Genomic DNA, 14,198 nt, shown 5'->3' on the forward strand with positions numbered 1-14,198 from the left:
TCCTCGGGCGGCCAGCGTGGATGCGCCGTGTCACCGCTCGTAGACGGCGACCATGTGCGCGAACGTCTCGATCGCACCTTCCAGTTGCGCTGCTGTGAGTGGCCCGATGATCCGAGCGGCCGACAGGAGTCCGATCGTCGCGCTCGACAGCGCGATCGCAAGGTGCTCCGGGTTGACGCCGTTCGCGAGTGCGTCCCGTCGCTCCAGCTCGCAGAGCCACGCGACGACGGAGCGATGGCGCGCGCGGTACCGGCCGTCGGCCACGGCGTCGACGTGGGATCCCAGAATGCCCCGATCATCCAGGAATGCCGCGCTCATGAGCTCATCCGCCAGGAGTGCGCGCGCCGCCGCGCGATACGCCGCCGACAGAGAGGGACGGATGCCGAGCTCCGCGTCGACACGAGCCTGAAGGCGCGCAGTGGCACGAGTGAGGACTCCATCGAGGATGTCGTGCTTGCTCGCGAACTCCAGATAGACCGCGCCCTTCCCGATCTCGGCTCTCTCGGCGACCCGCGCAACGCTCATCGCGTCGAATCCTCGGTCCAGGACGAGCGCCTCCGCGGCGTCGAGGATGCGTTCCCGCCGGTTGTCGATCAGGGGGCGTGGCATCAGCGAAGCCCGTCGAGGAAGCCGTGTACAGCCGGGAGCACGACGTCCGGACGGTCCCGCTGCACCCAGTGCCCGGCACCCTCGACCGGCAGCAGCCTGGCATCGGGAAGCAACCGGGCTGCCGCCCGTGCGCGGGCGATCGGCACGCCGCTGTCACGCGAGCCGTGGACGAGGAGGGTCGGCGTGTGGATCGAAGCCAGCCGCGCCGTGTAGTCGGTGCGCAGGGTCGACCATCGGACCTGATCGCGCTGCCACTCGCCGAACGCCCGCATGCCGTTCCCAGAGGCGGCTTCGGCGATGACAGCGTCGACGAGCGCCGGCGTGCGTGCGCCGGGATTCCGTACGATCTCGCGCAGCCCGCGCTCCATGGCCGAGGCGCTGCGGGAGTACGAGCGCGTGAGGGCGGCGAGCATGCCCGTGCGCAGCATCATCGCGGTCGCGAAGTGACCGAGGCCCCCCAGAGGGCCGTCGTTCAAGCGCGGCATGATCCCGAATGAGCCGAACAGCATCGCGCCCAGGGCGTCGCCGGGACGCTCGAGGAGATGCCCGAGGGTGAGTCCGCCGCCCAGCGACAGGCCGCCCAGCACGTAGTCGCTCGGAGCCAGCGCATCGATGAGTTCGCCGACGTAGCGGACGAGATCGGCCTGCGTGAGCGGCCAGTCCGCCGGTGCGGAGCGTCCGAAGCCCGGGTGGTCCGGTGCGATCACTCGATACCCGTTGTCTGCCAGGACTGCTCCGAACAGCCCCCACGACAGCTCCGCGTTGTCTGCGCCGCCCCCGTGCAGCAGCACGACGGTCAGCCCGATCGGGCGCGCCGGCGCCCACTCGAGATACGAGACGACGGCACCCGTCAGCTCGATCGTGTTGCGCGCCGCGTTCATCCGCCTCCGCTCGTTGTGACCAGTGTAACGAGTCTGGTCACTACGGCCAAGTCAGGGGGAGTCAGGCGACCTGCTGCTCGTGGATCGGCGACTCTGACGTCTGTCCGTTGAGTTCGAGATACATGCGCCGCTCGGTGAGGGAGAGCGTCATCGCGTTGCGGCGCTCGAGCGCCGCCACAGCCTGGTCGATGAAGCCGGGATCGAAGCTGTAGAGCGAGATCTCGTCCGAACGGTGGATGCGCTTGCCGGCCCATGGCGCGGCCACCTTCGCGGGGTCGCGGTGCGTGTAGACCACGGTGCGAGCCGCCTGCATGCTTCCGAAATGCAGGCGCGCGGCATCGGGGGCCCCCACTTCGATCCACGCGGTGATCGTGCCGGTGAGATCGCGCACGAGCACGGCGGGCTCGTCGGTCGACGAGATCCCCTCGCTGAACGCGATGCCCTCGTCGAATTCGAGGCAGTACGCCAGGACCCGCGTCAGCATGAAGGCGTCCGTCTCGGACGGATGACGCGCCACCCGCAGCGTGAAATCCTCGTAGACCCCGCGGTCTACGTCTGCCAGCTGGACTGCGAAAGTGTGGATCGTCGCGCCGGCTGCCATGAGGTCCGAGCCTACTCGGCGGTCAGTGAGCCGCGCGCGCGATGACGGCGAACCGCGTCGCGATTCGCGCATCGGACGGAGCAATACCGCTGCCGCCCGTTCCGGGTCACATCGACCACGACGTTGCGGCAGTCGTCGCCCGGCGCGCGACCGGCGGCGCATCGCGACAGCCGGTGCATCCCGCGCGTTGTCAGGTGCAGCGCCGTGCCCACGCTGATGACCGCATGGAGCACACGCGAGAGCGTGTCGTCGTCGTCGCGATAGTGCAGATGCCAGCCTTCGCCGTCGTGATCGGTGAGCCGGGGGTAGGCCGCGACGGTCGCCATGTGGGCGTTGAGAAGCGTCGCGCGCTCGCGGGCATCGTCGGTGTCGACGACGCGCAGCCAATCGTCGATCACGTCGCGGGATCGCTCGTGGTCCTCGGGCGACTGGGCGAACTGCATCGTCATGCCGAAATCGCGTGTGCGCGAGACGATGCCACCACGGTCGGCGGGCCACTCGTTGGCGAGAGAGGCGGCGAGCAGGACCGCGTACTCACCGTAAGGGTTGAGATGCATAAGACCATTACAGCATCGTGTCGGGTATGACGACACTCCCCACCTCGCAGAACACTGGATCGTGCGACCTGCGCGACGTGCACGAACACGGTTGGATGGTCGAGTCCGCGCACTCCACCTCGGAGGGACGCGTGCTGTACGTGAGGTGTGCGGAGTGCGGGACCAGGCGTGTCGACCTGCAGCAGTGGTCCGCGACACCACCGGAACCGCTCACTCGGACGGTCCCTGCTCCTGAGACGCAGCCGGCACCCGCGGCAGCGGCCAGGACCGACATCGTCGCGAAGGCCGATGACCGGGCCTAACCACAGGCTCCCGCGGCGCGCAAGTGCCTCGGCCGCGGCATCCGGCTGACATATCGTCGTGCGCAGAACACCGAATGCCATTCGAGCGAGGGGGAGACGATGTCACGCAATGCGCGCGAGTTGCGCTGCAGCCCGGAGGACGTGTTCGAGGTGCTCGGCGACGGGTGGCTCTATCCCTCATGGGTGGTCGGCGCGTCACGAATGCGGGAGGTCGATGAGAGCTGGCCTATGGCGGGCGCCGAGCTTCACCATTCCGTCGGCGTGTGGCCCGTGCTCATCGATGACAAGACAGTGGTGGAGGAGTTCATCCCCGCCCGGCGCATGGTCATGCGCGCTCGCGGCTGGCCACTGGGCGAGGCGCGCGTGACGCTCGACGTGAAGCCGCGTGGTGACGGCTGCGTCGTGCGGATCCAGGAGGAAGCCGTCGCCGGCCCGGGGCGGTTGATCCCGGCACCGCTGCTTGACCTTCCGTTGGCGTGGCGAAATGCCGAGACGCTGCATCGGTTGGCGTACCTTGCTGAAGGACGGGGGTCGCGAACCAGCGGCGAGACCACGGCCGAACAAGAGATCGACGCGGCGGGAGAGGGCGGGACGAGCGAGACGTGAGCGACGACACGCGCAGCACCGCCGATCTGGATGCGGTGGTGGTGGGGGCAGGGCCGAACGGCCTTGCCGCGGCGGTGACCCTCGCCCGCGCGGGTCTGAGAGTGCGCGTCTACGAACGTGCGGATCAGGCAGGCGGAGGCGCCGCGACGAAGGAGCTGACCTTGCCCGGCTACCGGCACGACGTGTGCTCGGCCGTGCACCCGCTGGCGTTCGAATCGCGATTCTTTCGCGAGTTCGGTCTGCGCGAGCGCGTGAAGTTCCTCACCCCCGAGGTCTCGTTCGCGCACCCGCTCGATGGCGGTCGCGCCGGTATCGCCTATCACGACCTCGACCGCACACGCGAGAGGCTGGGGCGTGACGGCGGCGCATACGAGCGACTGATGAAGCCGCTCGTCGAGCGCTCGACCGCGGTGGCGGAGTTCACCGGAGGCCCGCTCCTGCGTGTGCCGCGCGACCCTGTCACCGCGCTCGCGTTCGGGCTGCGCGCCCTGGAGCAGGGCAGTCCGCTGTGGAACGTGCGTTTCGGCGATGATGTCGCACCGGCGATGCTCACCGGCGTCGCGGCGCACACGATCCTGTCGCAGCCGAGCCTCGCTGCCGCGGGCGCCGGGCTCGCTCTCCACGCCTATGCTCACGCCCGTGGGTGGCCCATCCCCGTGGGCGGCAGCCAGGCGATCATCGACGCGTTGGTCGAAGACCTGCAGGCACATGACGGCGAACTCGTCCTCGGTCACGAGGTGGCGTCGCTGCGCGAGCTGCCGCGGGCTCGGGTCACACTGCTCGACGTCACTCCCCGCGCGCTGGTGCGCATGGCCGGCGACGCGATGCCGCCACGATACCGCCGTGCCCTCGAGCAGTTCCGGTATGGCGGTGGCGTCGCGAAGGTCGACTTCGCACTGAGCGAGCCGGTGCCGTGGACCGAGCCGGAGATCCGAAGGGCCGGGACGGTGCATGTCGGCGGCACCAGGGCTGAGATCGCCGACGCCGAGAACGACGTCAACCGCGGCAGGCTGCCCGAGCGTCCCTACGTGCTGGTCTCGCAGCCTTCGCTGTTCGATCCCAGCCGTGCTCCGGCCGGAACGCACACGCTGTGGACATACACTCACGTGCCGGCGCGGAGTCCGGTGGATCGGCAGGAAGCGGTGATCCGCCAGATCGAGCGGTTCGCGCCCGGCTTCCGCGACACGATCCTCGCCATGAGCTCGCGCAGCGCCGTCGACGTCGAGCGGCACAACCCCAACTACCCCGGCGGGGACATCGGTGCCGGGGCTCCCACGCTGTGGCAGATGCTGCGCCGTCCCGTGCTCAGCAGCGACCCGTGGCACACGCCGATTCCCGGCGTGTATCTGGCGTCGGCGTCGGCGTCGCCCGGTCCGGGCGTCCACGGCCTGGCGGGCTGGTTCGCCGCGCGGAGCGCGTTGCGTCACGACTTCGGCACACGGGCGTTGCCCGACCTCTCGCCGCGCGGCTGAGAGCGGGCTTTCGAGGCGGACCCGACGGCATCCGTTACAACGCCCCGCTGACGCGCCGCGCGTGCGAGAATTCCGGGCAGTGGACAATCTCACCGTCATCCAGCGCTCACCCGATCCCGAAGAGGTCGACGACCGCTCGCGCACGCGCCGCTCGATCGCCGACAAGATCCGGGCCGTCGGCCAGAATCGCATCGGCGCCCTGCTGCTGCTGCTCGCGACCTTCGCGGCCATCGTGTGGGCGAACGTCGCCACCGGATCCTACGAATCGTTCTGGGAGACGCACCTCACTGTCGGTGTCGGCGACATCCAGCTCGACTTCACGCTGCACGCGCTGGTCAACGATGCGCTCATGGCAATCTTCTTCTTCACCGTCGGTCTCGAGGTGCGTCGCGAGTTCGCGATCGGCGAGCTGACGAGCTGGTCCCGCGCCATGGTGCCGGTCGTCGCCGCGATCGCAGGGCTCGCCCTTCCCGCACTGCTGTTCGTGTTCATCGCCCGGGGCTCCGGCTATGAGCACGCGTGGGGCGTCGTGATCTCGACCGACACCGCTTTCCTGGTGGGCGCGCTGGCGCTGGTCGGTCCGCGCGTGCCAGGTAGGCTGCGCGTCTTCCTCCTCGCGCTGGCAGTCGTCGACGACATCGGAGCGCTCTCGATCATCGCTGTCGTCTACACCGAGAACTTCCAGCCGCTGCCGCTCCTCATCGCAGCCGTCGGGCTGGCGGGGGTGTACTTCACCCGGTACCTGCCCACAGGGCGAGGACCCGTCTACGCGACCCTGGCCATCATCGTGTGGCTGGCATTCCTCGCGTCGGGCGTGCACCCTACACTCGCCGGCGTCGCCATCGCGCTGCTCGTGCCGGTCTACCGCCCCGATCGCCGGGACGTCGAGCACGCCCTCGAACTCGCACGCACCTTCCGGCAGTCCCCGAACAGCGAATACGCGCGCGCCGCGGCGAACAGTCTGCGCGAGTCGATCTCGATCAACGAGCGGCTCCAGAGCGCCTACGCGCCGTACATCGCGTACGTCATCCTGCCGCTGTTCGCCCTCGCGAACGCGGGGGTGGTGCTCAGTCCGGAGATCTTGTCGGGCGCCATCGCCTCGCCCCTCACGTGGGGGATCGTCGTCGGCCTCGTGGTCGGCAAGATGCTCGGCGTGTTCGGCTCCGCCGCCGTCATGAAGCTGCTGCGGATCGGCGAGTTCGGCCCCGGACTGACCTTGGACCGCATCGCCGGCGGCGCGGCGCTGTGCGGCATCGGCTTCACGATCTCGCTGTTCATCGTGGATTTGTCGATCAGCGACGAGCAGGCTCAGAACGAGGCGCGTGTGGGTGTGCTCGCGGCATCCGTCATCGCATTCCTCTTCGCCACGGTCATCTTCCGGATCTCGGATGCTGTCCGCCCGGGCGGCGACACGCGCCAGACGCTCGCCCGCCCGGTCGACCCTCGCCGCGACCACGTCTTCGGGCCGGCGGATGCGCCGTACACGATCGTCGAGTACGGCGACTTCCAGTGCGGCTTCTGCCTCAAGGCCTCGGGATCGATCCAGGAGGTCCACGGGGTGCTCGGCGACCGGCTGCGCTACGTGTGGCGACACGCGCCGCTCACGCAGTACCACCCCAACGCGCTCGCGGGGGCGGAGGCGTCGGAGGCCGCGGCGCTGCAGGGCCGCTTCTTCGAGTTCGAACGCGGTCTGTTCGCCGACCAGGAGAACCAGCGCCCCTCCGACATCGTCCGGCTGGCGCGCGACCTCGGTCTGGACGTCGACCGGTTCGAGCGCGATCTCACCTCACCCGAGGTCACCGGCAGGGTGCAGGACGACATCCTGGATGCCGAGGCCATGGGAATCACGTCGGTGCCGACTCTGTTCATCAACGGCCGCCGGCACACCGGTCCGTACGACGCGCAGTCGCTGATCCGCGCGCTCGAGCGGACGGCGCCCGATTCCGCGAAGATCAACCCTGAAGCCCCTGCGGCTCACTAACCTTGGTCGCGATGGAAACCCACACGCTGGACCCGCTCCAGAACCCCGAGATGTCTGACGCGCAATGGCAGCGCCTGTGCGGCTTCGGAGTCGCCGACTCGGTCGCCGCGGGCGACTACCTCTTCCGATCCGGCGATCGAGACTACGACCTCATCCTCGTCGAGGAGGGCGAGGTCGAGGTCGTGCGCGATTCGCTCTTCTGGATCGAGGAGGCGGTTCTCGCCCGCATGGGACCACGCTCGTTCGTCGGCGAGCTCGGACTGCTCAACGGGCAGGGCGCGTTCCTGTCCGCGCGCGCGACCGAGCCCACGCGAGTGCTGCGGGTGTCCCGCACCGAGCTGCGCCGGCTCATGGCCGAAGACGACGACCTGTGCGACCTCGTCCTGCACGCACTGTGGGCGCGGCGCGAGACGCTGCGGCGAGGTCCTGCCGCCCTCACGCTGAAGTTCATCGGCGAGAGCTCGTCCCGCGAGTTCCTGGCATTGCAGCGGTTCGCGGAACGGCTCGATCTGGTGCACAAGTCGGTCGCTGTCTCGCCGGTCGAGATGGGCCAACACGCGAAGCTCGGTGTCACGGCCGAGGACCTGCCGATCGCCTACATCCAGGGTGAGCCGATCATCCGTGCGACACCGGGTCTGGTGGCCGACCGGCTGGGCTTGAGCTATGAGCCCAACGGCGACGAGATCGTCGACCTCGTCGTGATCGGTGGCGGACCCGCCGGCCTCGCGGCCGCGATCTACGGCGCCTCCGAAGGCCTCAGCACCGTCCTGCTGGACGCAGTCGCCCCCGGCGGCCAGGCCGCTTCGACCTCGCGTATCGAAAACTTCCTCGGCTTCCCCTTCGGTGTCAGCGGTGGAGACCTCATCGGGCAGGCGAGCCTGCAGGCGCTGAAGTTCGGCGTACGCGTGTACGCACCCTGCGAGGCGGTGGCCCTCGCGTCGGTCGACGACGACCTGCTGGACGTCACTCTGGCGGATGGGCGCGTGATCCGGGCGCGGAGCATCATCGTCACGTCCGGTGCCGCCTACCGGCGATTGAACCTCGACCGATGGCCGGATTTCGAGCGGTCGGGCATCTACTACGCGGCGACCCAGCTCGAATTGCGTCAGGTGATGCAGTCTCCGGTCGTCGTGGTCGGCGGGGCGAACTCGGCGGGCCAGGCGTCGCTGTACCTGGCCGCGAACGGATGCCCCGTGCACCTCGTCGTGCGCGGCGACGACCTCGGCCGCCGCATGTCGTCGTATCTCGTCGACCGTCTGCTGGAGGACCCGCGGATCCAGGTGCACACCGGCGCGAACGTGGTCGGACTCGACGGTGGGGACCTCCTGGAACGCGTCCACATCGACCGTGTGGGTGAAGTCGACGCGCGAGGCCTGTTCTGCTTCATCGGGGCCGATCCGGCCACGGGATGGCTGTCGTCGCTCGACCGTGATCCCGACGGGTTCCTCCGCACCGGCACCGACATCGCGTGGCAGCCGCTCGCCCACTGGCAGCGACTGGGGCGAGAACCTCTGCCGTTCGAGACGTCTACGCCGCGTGTCTTCGCGGCGGGCGACGTGCGACGCGGATCGATGAAGCGGGTGGCCGCCGCGGTCGGCGAAGGCTCCAGCGCGGTCGCGTCGGTGCATCGCGCCCTCGCCGGCTGATCGCCCGGCGTCGGACGAGAGGAGAACGGTGTCGGACGTGATCGACGTGTCGGCGGAGCCGAGCGGAACCGGATGCTTCGAATGCGAGCGAAATCGATCCTGGTGGGTCCACCTGCGCCGATGCGCCGCGTGCGGTCACATCGGCTGCTGCGACTCGTCGCTGGGGCGACACGCTTCCGCGCACGCGCGTGAGACCGGTCATCGTCTGGTCCAGAGTTTCGAACCGGGCGAGGACTGGTGGTGGGACTACTCGAGCGGGGACTGGGCGAGCGGTCCACCTCTCGCGCCTCCGACGAGCCACCCCGACGATCAGCCCGCGCCGGGACCCGCGGGGCGGGTGCCTGAGGGCTGGCGTCGATTGCTACGCGACGCCGGTCGGTGAGGGTGCCGGGTACCGTGGATCGGTGACTCAGAACGCCATCGACGCGTCGCGGATCGACTCGGCCCTCGCGCGCGAACTCGTCGCGACGCAGTTCCCGCATTGGGCAGATCTACCGCTGCGCCCGATCGAGCGTGGCGGCAACGATCACCGCATGTTCCGGCTCGGGGACGACCTGCTCGTGAGGCTGCCCGCCGCGCCGGGCTACGTGCCGCAGGTGGCCAAGGAGCAGCAGTGGCTGCCGCGTCTCGCGCCGCTTCTGCCGCTGCCCGTCCCGGAGGTGCGCGGTGTCGGCGCACCGTCTGACGAATTCCCCGCGCCGTGGTCGGTGTACAGATGGCTGGCAGGTGAGCCCGCTGCGACCGCTCGACTGGACGATCCGGTGGCCCTGGCCCGTGATCTTGCCGATTTCCTGGTCGCCCTGCGCCAGGTTCCGGTGGCGGCGGATGCGCCTCAGCCTGGTCTGCACAGCGCATTCCGGGGCGGCTCGCTCGAGCACTGGGACGACGAGATGGGCGACATCCTGCACCGCGTGCACGGGCGTGAGCGCGACATCGCCGCCGGCATCTGGCGAGACGCCCTGGACGCGACGTTCCTCGGACCCGACGTCTGGTTCCACGGCGACGTGTCGGTGAACAACCTGCTGCTGACGGACGGCCGCCTGTCGGGTGTGATCGACTTCGGCTGCTCGGCGGTGGGCGACCCGGCGTGCGACACGGTCATGCGGTGGACGCTCTTCCGGGGTCGGGCGCGCGAGGAGTTCCACCGACGGCTCGACCTCGACGAGGCCACGTGGGCGCGAGGCCGGGGGTGGGCACTGTGGAAGGGGCTCATCATGATCACCAACGAGCCGCCGGGGCAGGCGGAATTCGCCCGTCGCGTGCTCGATGAGCTGATCGCGGGCGTGTAGCGGCCGATCTGTCAAGGGTCGGGTGCGAGCGGGTGAGGGCCCGTACCGTCACGGGGATGGGACCTTTCCGGATGACACGCGCCGCCCCTTCGGAGAACTCGCCGGTGGTGGTGATCACGGGCGCGTCCAGCGGCATCGGCCGTGCGACGGCGCGCGAGTACGCTCGGCGCGGGAGCCGGCTCGTGCTGGCCGCGCGGAGCGCCACTGCGCTGGAGCCCGTGGCCGCGGAATGCCGCGCCCTCGGCTCCCGGGTGCGCGCGATCGCGACCGACGTCGTGCGCGAAGAGGCGGTGAACGCCCTCGCAGCCGAGGCGATCGCCGAATTCGGTCGCATCGACGTGTGGGTCGGCAACGCCGGGGTCATGAGCTACGGCGCCTTCGAACGGACGCCGCCCCGCATCTTCCGCCAGGTCGTCGAGACCAACCTCATGGGACAGGTGCACGGAGCCCGCGCAGTCCTGCCGCACTTCCGCCGACAGGGCCGCGGAACGCTCGTGATCGTCGGGTCGTTGTACTCCCGCGTCGGCTCTCCCGAGATCTCGTCCTACGTCACGAGCAAGTTCGGTCTTCAAGGCTTCGCCGAGTCTCTTCGTCAGGAGCTGCGGGGGAGCGGCATCCGTCTGCGTCTGATCCTTCCCGCGACGATCGACACGCCCATCTACCAGCACGCCGCGAACTTCACGGGGCGGCGCGTGCACCCGCTACCTCCGGCGACCTCGCCGCGACGGGTCGCTCGTGCGATCGTGCGCGCACCGCGCCGCCGCCGCTTCACGACGTTCGTCGGCAACGCACAGCGGGGCGGCCTGGTGCTGCACGGCGTGTGGCCGCGCGGCTATGACGCGGTCGTGTCGACGCTGAAGCACCGCGTCGAGCTGCGTGCGGGTGGCGCATCGCCAACAGCCGGCACCGTCCTGGCGCCGAATGGCGGCGGAGATACGGTCACCGGCGGCTGGCGGTGGTGGCCGGGCCGAGTCGTCGGGGGAGTGCTCCTGGCAGGCACGGTAGTGCTGACGGCCGCTACGCTGCGGCGTGGTTGAGCTGGGCGCACGCGTCGCAGACCGTGCGGGCTCAGCGGAACCCCTCGGCCTGCGTGCGTTCGTCCGCCACCCGCACGCCGTAATGGTAGGCGAGCTTGCCGCCGAGCCATCCTGAGACGCCGAGCGCGCCGAGTGCCACGATGCTCAGGATGAAGCCGACGATGCTCACCTCGTCGTCATCAGCCGACCACCGCAGCAGCAGATTCACGAGGAAGAGCACCGTCACGCCGAGATTGAGCGCCATGTGCACGGTCGCCGTCTTGCGGGCAGCGGTGCCCCGCGCGAGCTGGGCGTAGTCGACAAGTCCGATCGCCGCGGCGAGCACCGCGCCGACGATTCCGATCAGGATCAGGACCCGCGCTCCCACGACGAAGGGGGCCGGGTCGTCCGACGCCAGCCCGATGATGTCGAACACGAGGCTGGCCGCCCACGTGCCGATCGGGATCGTCACCAGGATCGGATGGAACGGGTGCCCGTATGGTCCGGCGATCGCCGAACGAGGGCGCTTGGCGCGCTGCTGTGGCGTGGTCTCGGACATGAGGGCTCGTCCTCCTGGAGCTGGTGCGGTCTGGTCGATGGACCCAGTGAAGCGCTCGACATCGAAATCGCCAGGGGGCTTGCGCCCTCCGGTGTCGTCATGGCAGGAGCCTCCGCGCGATCGCGCCCGCGGAGGCTACTCGCTTGAGTGACCGGATGCCACCCCCTGAGAGCCTCGGATCGTCCTGCCTACTCTCGCCGGACGGCGGCCGGTCCGGCCGGCGATGGGGGATGAGTTCGACAAGGAGCGATGGATGTTCTTCCACAAGCAGGAGCTGCAGTTCTCGGCGTCCCCGGCCAAGCCCGACGCCGTCTACGCCCGGCGGATGCAAGAGGTCCTCGGTGGCCAGTACGGCGAGATCACCGTGGCCATGCAGTACGGGTTCCAGTCCTGGAACTGCCACATCCCCGGCAAATACCGCGATCTCCTCTACGGCATCGCCGCGGAGGAGTTCGGTCACGTCGAGATGCTGGCGATCATGATCGCCCAGCTCCTCGAGAAGGCGCCGGTGGAGCAATCGGAGCAGGCGGCGGCGTCCGACCCCGTGCTGGGCGCCGTGATCGGCGGCATGGATGTGCAGTCCGCGATCGTCGCGGGTGCCGGTGTGCGCCCCGTCGACAGCAATGGCAACCCTTGGCAGGGCTCCTACATCACGGCGAGCGGCAATCTGCTCGCCGACTTCACCGCCAACGCCAACGCCGAGATGCAGGGGCGTCTGCAGGTCGCCCGCATCTACAACATGACCGACGACCCGGGCGTTCGGGAGTTGCTGTCGTTCCTCCTCGCACGCGACACGATGCACCAGAACCAGTGGATCCGCGCCGCCCAAGAACTGCGCGACGAAGGAGTGGAGGACCTCCCAGTGCCGAGCAACTTCCCGCTCGGACGGGAGCAGCGCGACGTGGCCTACGAGTACATCAACTTCTCCGACGGCGCCGCTGCTGCCGAGGGATCGTGGGCATCGGGGCCGACTCCCGACGGGAAGGGCGAGTTCACCTATCTCGACGGGCCCGAGACGTCGGTTCCGATGCCTCCGCCGACGCAGCCCGATCCGCGGCTGTACGGCACCGACGCGAAGCCGAACATCGTCGACAAGGCGGCCGGGGTGGTCAAAGACAAGCTCAGCGACAAGTGAAGGCGGCGCTGACCGCTGGTGTCAGCTCTTCGGCCACTCGATCAGCAGCAGGTTCTGCTTGGTGTCCGCGAGCTTGACCCAGCCGTCCGCGAACAGGTAGGTCATGCCATAGCCTTCCGCGTCGGCGGAGATCGTCGTGTCGGGGCTCTCCGTGATGTAGGTGCCCTCCGGGCCCTCTTCACGGATCCAGCCCTGCTCGACGAGCTTCGACTGGGCGTCGGCGGCATCGCCGTCAGAGATCGGCGCCCAGCCGAACATCTGGCCGTGATCCCCGGCGGGACCTTCGAAGTCGGCCCACACGCACTGCAGCCCTTCGGCGACCTCGATGCTTCCGATGTAGAAGGGCTCGGCCTGCGAAGTCCAGCCGAGGCTCTCGAAGTCCTTCGAGACGGCTTCGCTGATCAGCGTCTCGCACGTCGGTTCGTCGGTGTCGGCGGGTTCCGGCTCGGAAGTCGCCGACGGCTCCGGCGACGGTGCCGACGGCGTGGGCGCCACGTCGGTCTGTTCGAGCGGGGCCGCCTGCGGCGAGCCCGCGCACGCGGTGAGCGTCAGCGCGGCGAAGAGCGCGACCACGGCTGCGGTGCCGAGGCGGGAACGTGCGGGGAACGTCACGGGGTCTCCGGGGAGGTCGGGGGAGGGTGGGGGTGTGGGGTTGTGGGGTTGGTGGGGGTTTGGGGTAAGGCGGGGTAGAAGCGGGGAGCGGGCGGGGTCAGTCGGAATGGAGGAGATCGAGGTACGCGTCGTGCAGCAGGCGATTGGTCGCGAGTGAAGAGCGCTCCGAGATCGAATCGCGGCCGTCGAATGACGTGAAGCGGCCGCCGGCCTCGGTGATGATCGGCACGAGGGCGGCGATGTCGTACTCCTGCACCCCGAACTCGGCGACGAACTCCAGGCGTCCCTCGGCCAGCAGCATGTACGGCCACGCGTCGCCGTAGCCGCGATCGCGCCACACGGCGGAGGTCAGGCGTTCCAGAGCGGCGAGCCGGCCGGCATCCCGCCACTGCGCGATGCTCTGGAAACTCACACTGGAATCGGCGACCGAGTCGACGCTCGAGACGGCGAGTCGCCGCGGTCCCGCCGGTGTGTCGGTCCAGGAGCCGAGACCGGTCGCAGCCCACCAGCGACGCCCGATCGCGGGCTGGCTGGCGACTCCGACCCGTGGCACGCCGTCGATCGCCAGCGCGATGAGCGTCGTCCACATCGGGATGCCCTTGAGGTAGTTCGCGGTGCCGTCGATCGGGTCGATGATCCACTGGCGATTCGAGTCGCCGGTGACGCCGTATTCCTCGCCGAAGACGCTGTCGTGCGGGCGCTCCGCCTCCAGCAGGGCGCGGATCGCGCGTTCCGTCGCGAGGTCGGCCTCGGTCACGTGCGTCGAGTCCGCCTTCGTGCGGATGTCGAGATCGGCGGCATCGAAGCGGGGCATGGATGCCGCGTCCGCCGCATCGGCCAGCAGCAGCGCGAGAGCGAGATCGGCCGTCAGATCCTCCTCGATCGGCGCGTCGAACGTCGGGTCGGGGAGGGCGGAAGTCACATCAGCCAGG

15 protein-coding genes are annotated in these 14,198 nt (G+C 69.4%); 8 read left to right on the forward strand and 7 right to left on the reverse strand.

Annotated features, from left to right (window positions below):
* Positions 1-30 precede the first annotated feature (30 nt).
* The 4 genes from ACLKM7_RS09640 to ACLKM7_RS09655 form a co-directional block, all read right to left on the reverse strand.
* A complete protein-coding gene (locus tag ACLKM7_RS09640) occupies positions 31-609 on the reverse strand; it encodes a TetR/AcrR family transcriptional regulator (protein ID WP_436446979.1) in 579 nt (192 codons plus the stop codon).
* Positions 609-1,490, reverse strand: coding sequence for an alpha/beta fold hydrolase (locus tag ACLKM7_RS09645; protein ID WP_436446980.1), 882 nt, complete (start codon positions 1,488-1,490; stop codon positions 609-611). Before ACLKM7_RS09645 ends, ACLKM7_RS09640 begins: the two co-directional genes overlap by 1 nt.
* 61 nt (positions 1,491-1,551) lie before the next feature.
* On the reverse strand, positions 1,552-2,091 hold the full coding sequence (locus ACLKM7_RS09650; protein ID WP_436446981.1) for a YaeQ family protein: 540 nt from the start codon (positions 2,089-2,091) through the stop codon (positions 1,552-1,554).
* Positions 2,092-2,102: 11 nt separating this feature from the next.
* Complete coding sequence (locus ACLKM7_RS09655; RefSeq protein ID WP_436446982.1) at positions 2,103-2,648, reverse strand: CGNR zinc finger domain-containing protein; 546 nt, start codon at positions 2,646-2,648, stop codon at positions 2,103-2,105.
* 401 nt (positions 2,649-3,049) lie between these two features.
* On the opposite strand from ACLKM7_RS09655, the gene ACLKM7_RS09660 reads away from it, so the two are divergent.
* The 7 genes from ACLKM7_RS09660 to ACLKM7_RS09690 all read left to right on the forward strand — a co-directional run bounded on the left by ACLKM7_RS09660 (position 3,050) and on the right by ACLKM7_RS09690 (position 10,981).
* A complete protein-coding gene (locus ACLKM7_RS09660) occupies positions 3,050-3,556 on the forward strand; it encodes an SRPBCC family protein (RefSeq protein WP_436446983.1) in 507 nt (168 codons plus the stop codon).
* Complete coding sequence (locus ACLKM7_RS09665) at positions 3,553-5,028, forward strand: phytoene desaturase family protein (protein WP_436446984.1); 1,476 nt, start codon at positions 3,553-3,555, stop codon at positions 5,026-5,028. The genes ACLKM7_RS09660 and ACLKM7_RS09665 overlap by 4 nt, the downstream gene beginning before the upstream one ends.
* A gap of 79 nt (positions 5,029-5,107) precedes the next feature.
* Complete coding sequence (nhaA, locus tag ACLKM7_RS09670; RefSeq protein ID WP_436446985.1) at positions 5,108-7,009, forward strand: Na+/H+ antiporter NhaA; 1,902 nt, start codon at positions 5,108-5,110, stop codon at positions 7,007-7,009.
* 11 nt (positions 7,010-7,020) lie between these two features.
* Positions 7,021-8,655, forward strand: coding sequence for an FAD-dependent oxidoreductase (locus ACLKM7_RS09675; RefSeq protein WP_436446986.1), 1,635 nt, complete (start codon positions 7,021-7,023; stop codon positions 8,653-8,655).
* Between the two features lie 28 nt (positions 8,656-8,683).
* Positions 8,684-9,037, forward strand: a complete 354-nt coding sequence (locus tag ACLKM7_RS09680) for a UBP-type zinc finger domain-containing protein (protein WP_436446987.1) — start codon at positions 8,684-8,686, stop codon at positions 9,035-9,037.
* Positions 9,038-9,059: 22 nt separating this feature from the next.
* Complete coding sequence (locus ACLKM7_RS09685; protein WP_436446988.1) at positions 9,060-9,944, forward strand: aminoglycoside phosphotransferase family protein; 885 nt, start codon at positions 9,060-9,062, stop codon at positions 9,942-9,944.
* A 71-nt stretch (positions 9,945-10,015) separates the two neighbouring features.
* On the forward strand, positions 10,016-10,981 hold the full coding sequence (locus tag ACLKM7_RS09690; RefSeq protein WP_436446989.1) for an SDR family NAD(P)-dependent oxidoreductase: 966 nt from the start codon (positions 10,016-10,018) through the stop codon (positions 10,979-10,981).
* A gap of 31 nt (positions 10,982-11,012) precedes the next feature.
* Here ACLKM7_RS09690 and ACLKM7_RS09695 read toward each other — a convergent pair whose 3' ends face one another.
* Entirely contained in the window at positions 11,013-11,519 is a 507-nt protein-coding gene (locus ACLKM7_RS09695) for a DUF2231 domain-containing protein (protein ID WP_436446990.1), read from the reverse strand.
* 253 nt (positions 11,520-11,772) lie between these two features.
* On the opposite strand from ACLKM7_RS09695, the gene ACLKM7_RS09700 reads away from it, so the two are divergent.
* Positions 11,773-12,654: a manganese catalase family protein gene (locus ACLKM7_RS09700; protein ID WP_436446991.1), complete on the forward strand. Its 882-nt coding sequence runs from the start codon at positions 11,773-11,775 to the stop codon at positions 12,652-12,654.
* 21 nt (positions 12,655-12,675) lie between these two features.
* Here ACLKM7_RS09700 and ACLKM7_RS09705 read toward each other — a convergent pair whose 3' ends face one another.
* Both ACLKM7_RS09705 and ACLKM7_RS09710 read right to left on the reverse strand, forming a co-directional pair.
* A complete protein-coding gene (locus ACLKM7_RS09705) occupies positions 12,676-13,266 on the reverse strand; it encodes a hypothetical protein (protein ID WP_436446992.1) in 591 nt (196 codons plus the stop codon).
* A 97-nt stretch (positions 13,267-13,363) separates the two neighbouring features.
* Entirely contained in the window at positions 13,364-14,188 is an 825-nt protein-coding gene (locus ACLKM7_RS09710) for an inositol monophosphatase family protein (protein WP_436446993.1), read from the reverse strand.
* Positions 14,189-14,198 lie beyond the last annotated feature (10 nt).

Source organism: Microbacterium sp. I2 (assembly GCF_051364985.1).
Classification (GTDB): domain Bacteria; phylum Actinomycetota; class Actinomycetes; order Actinomycetales; family Microbacteriaceae; genus Microbacterium.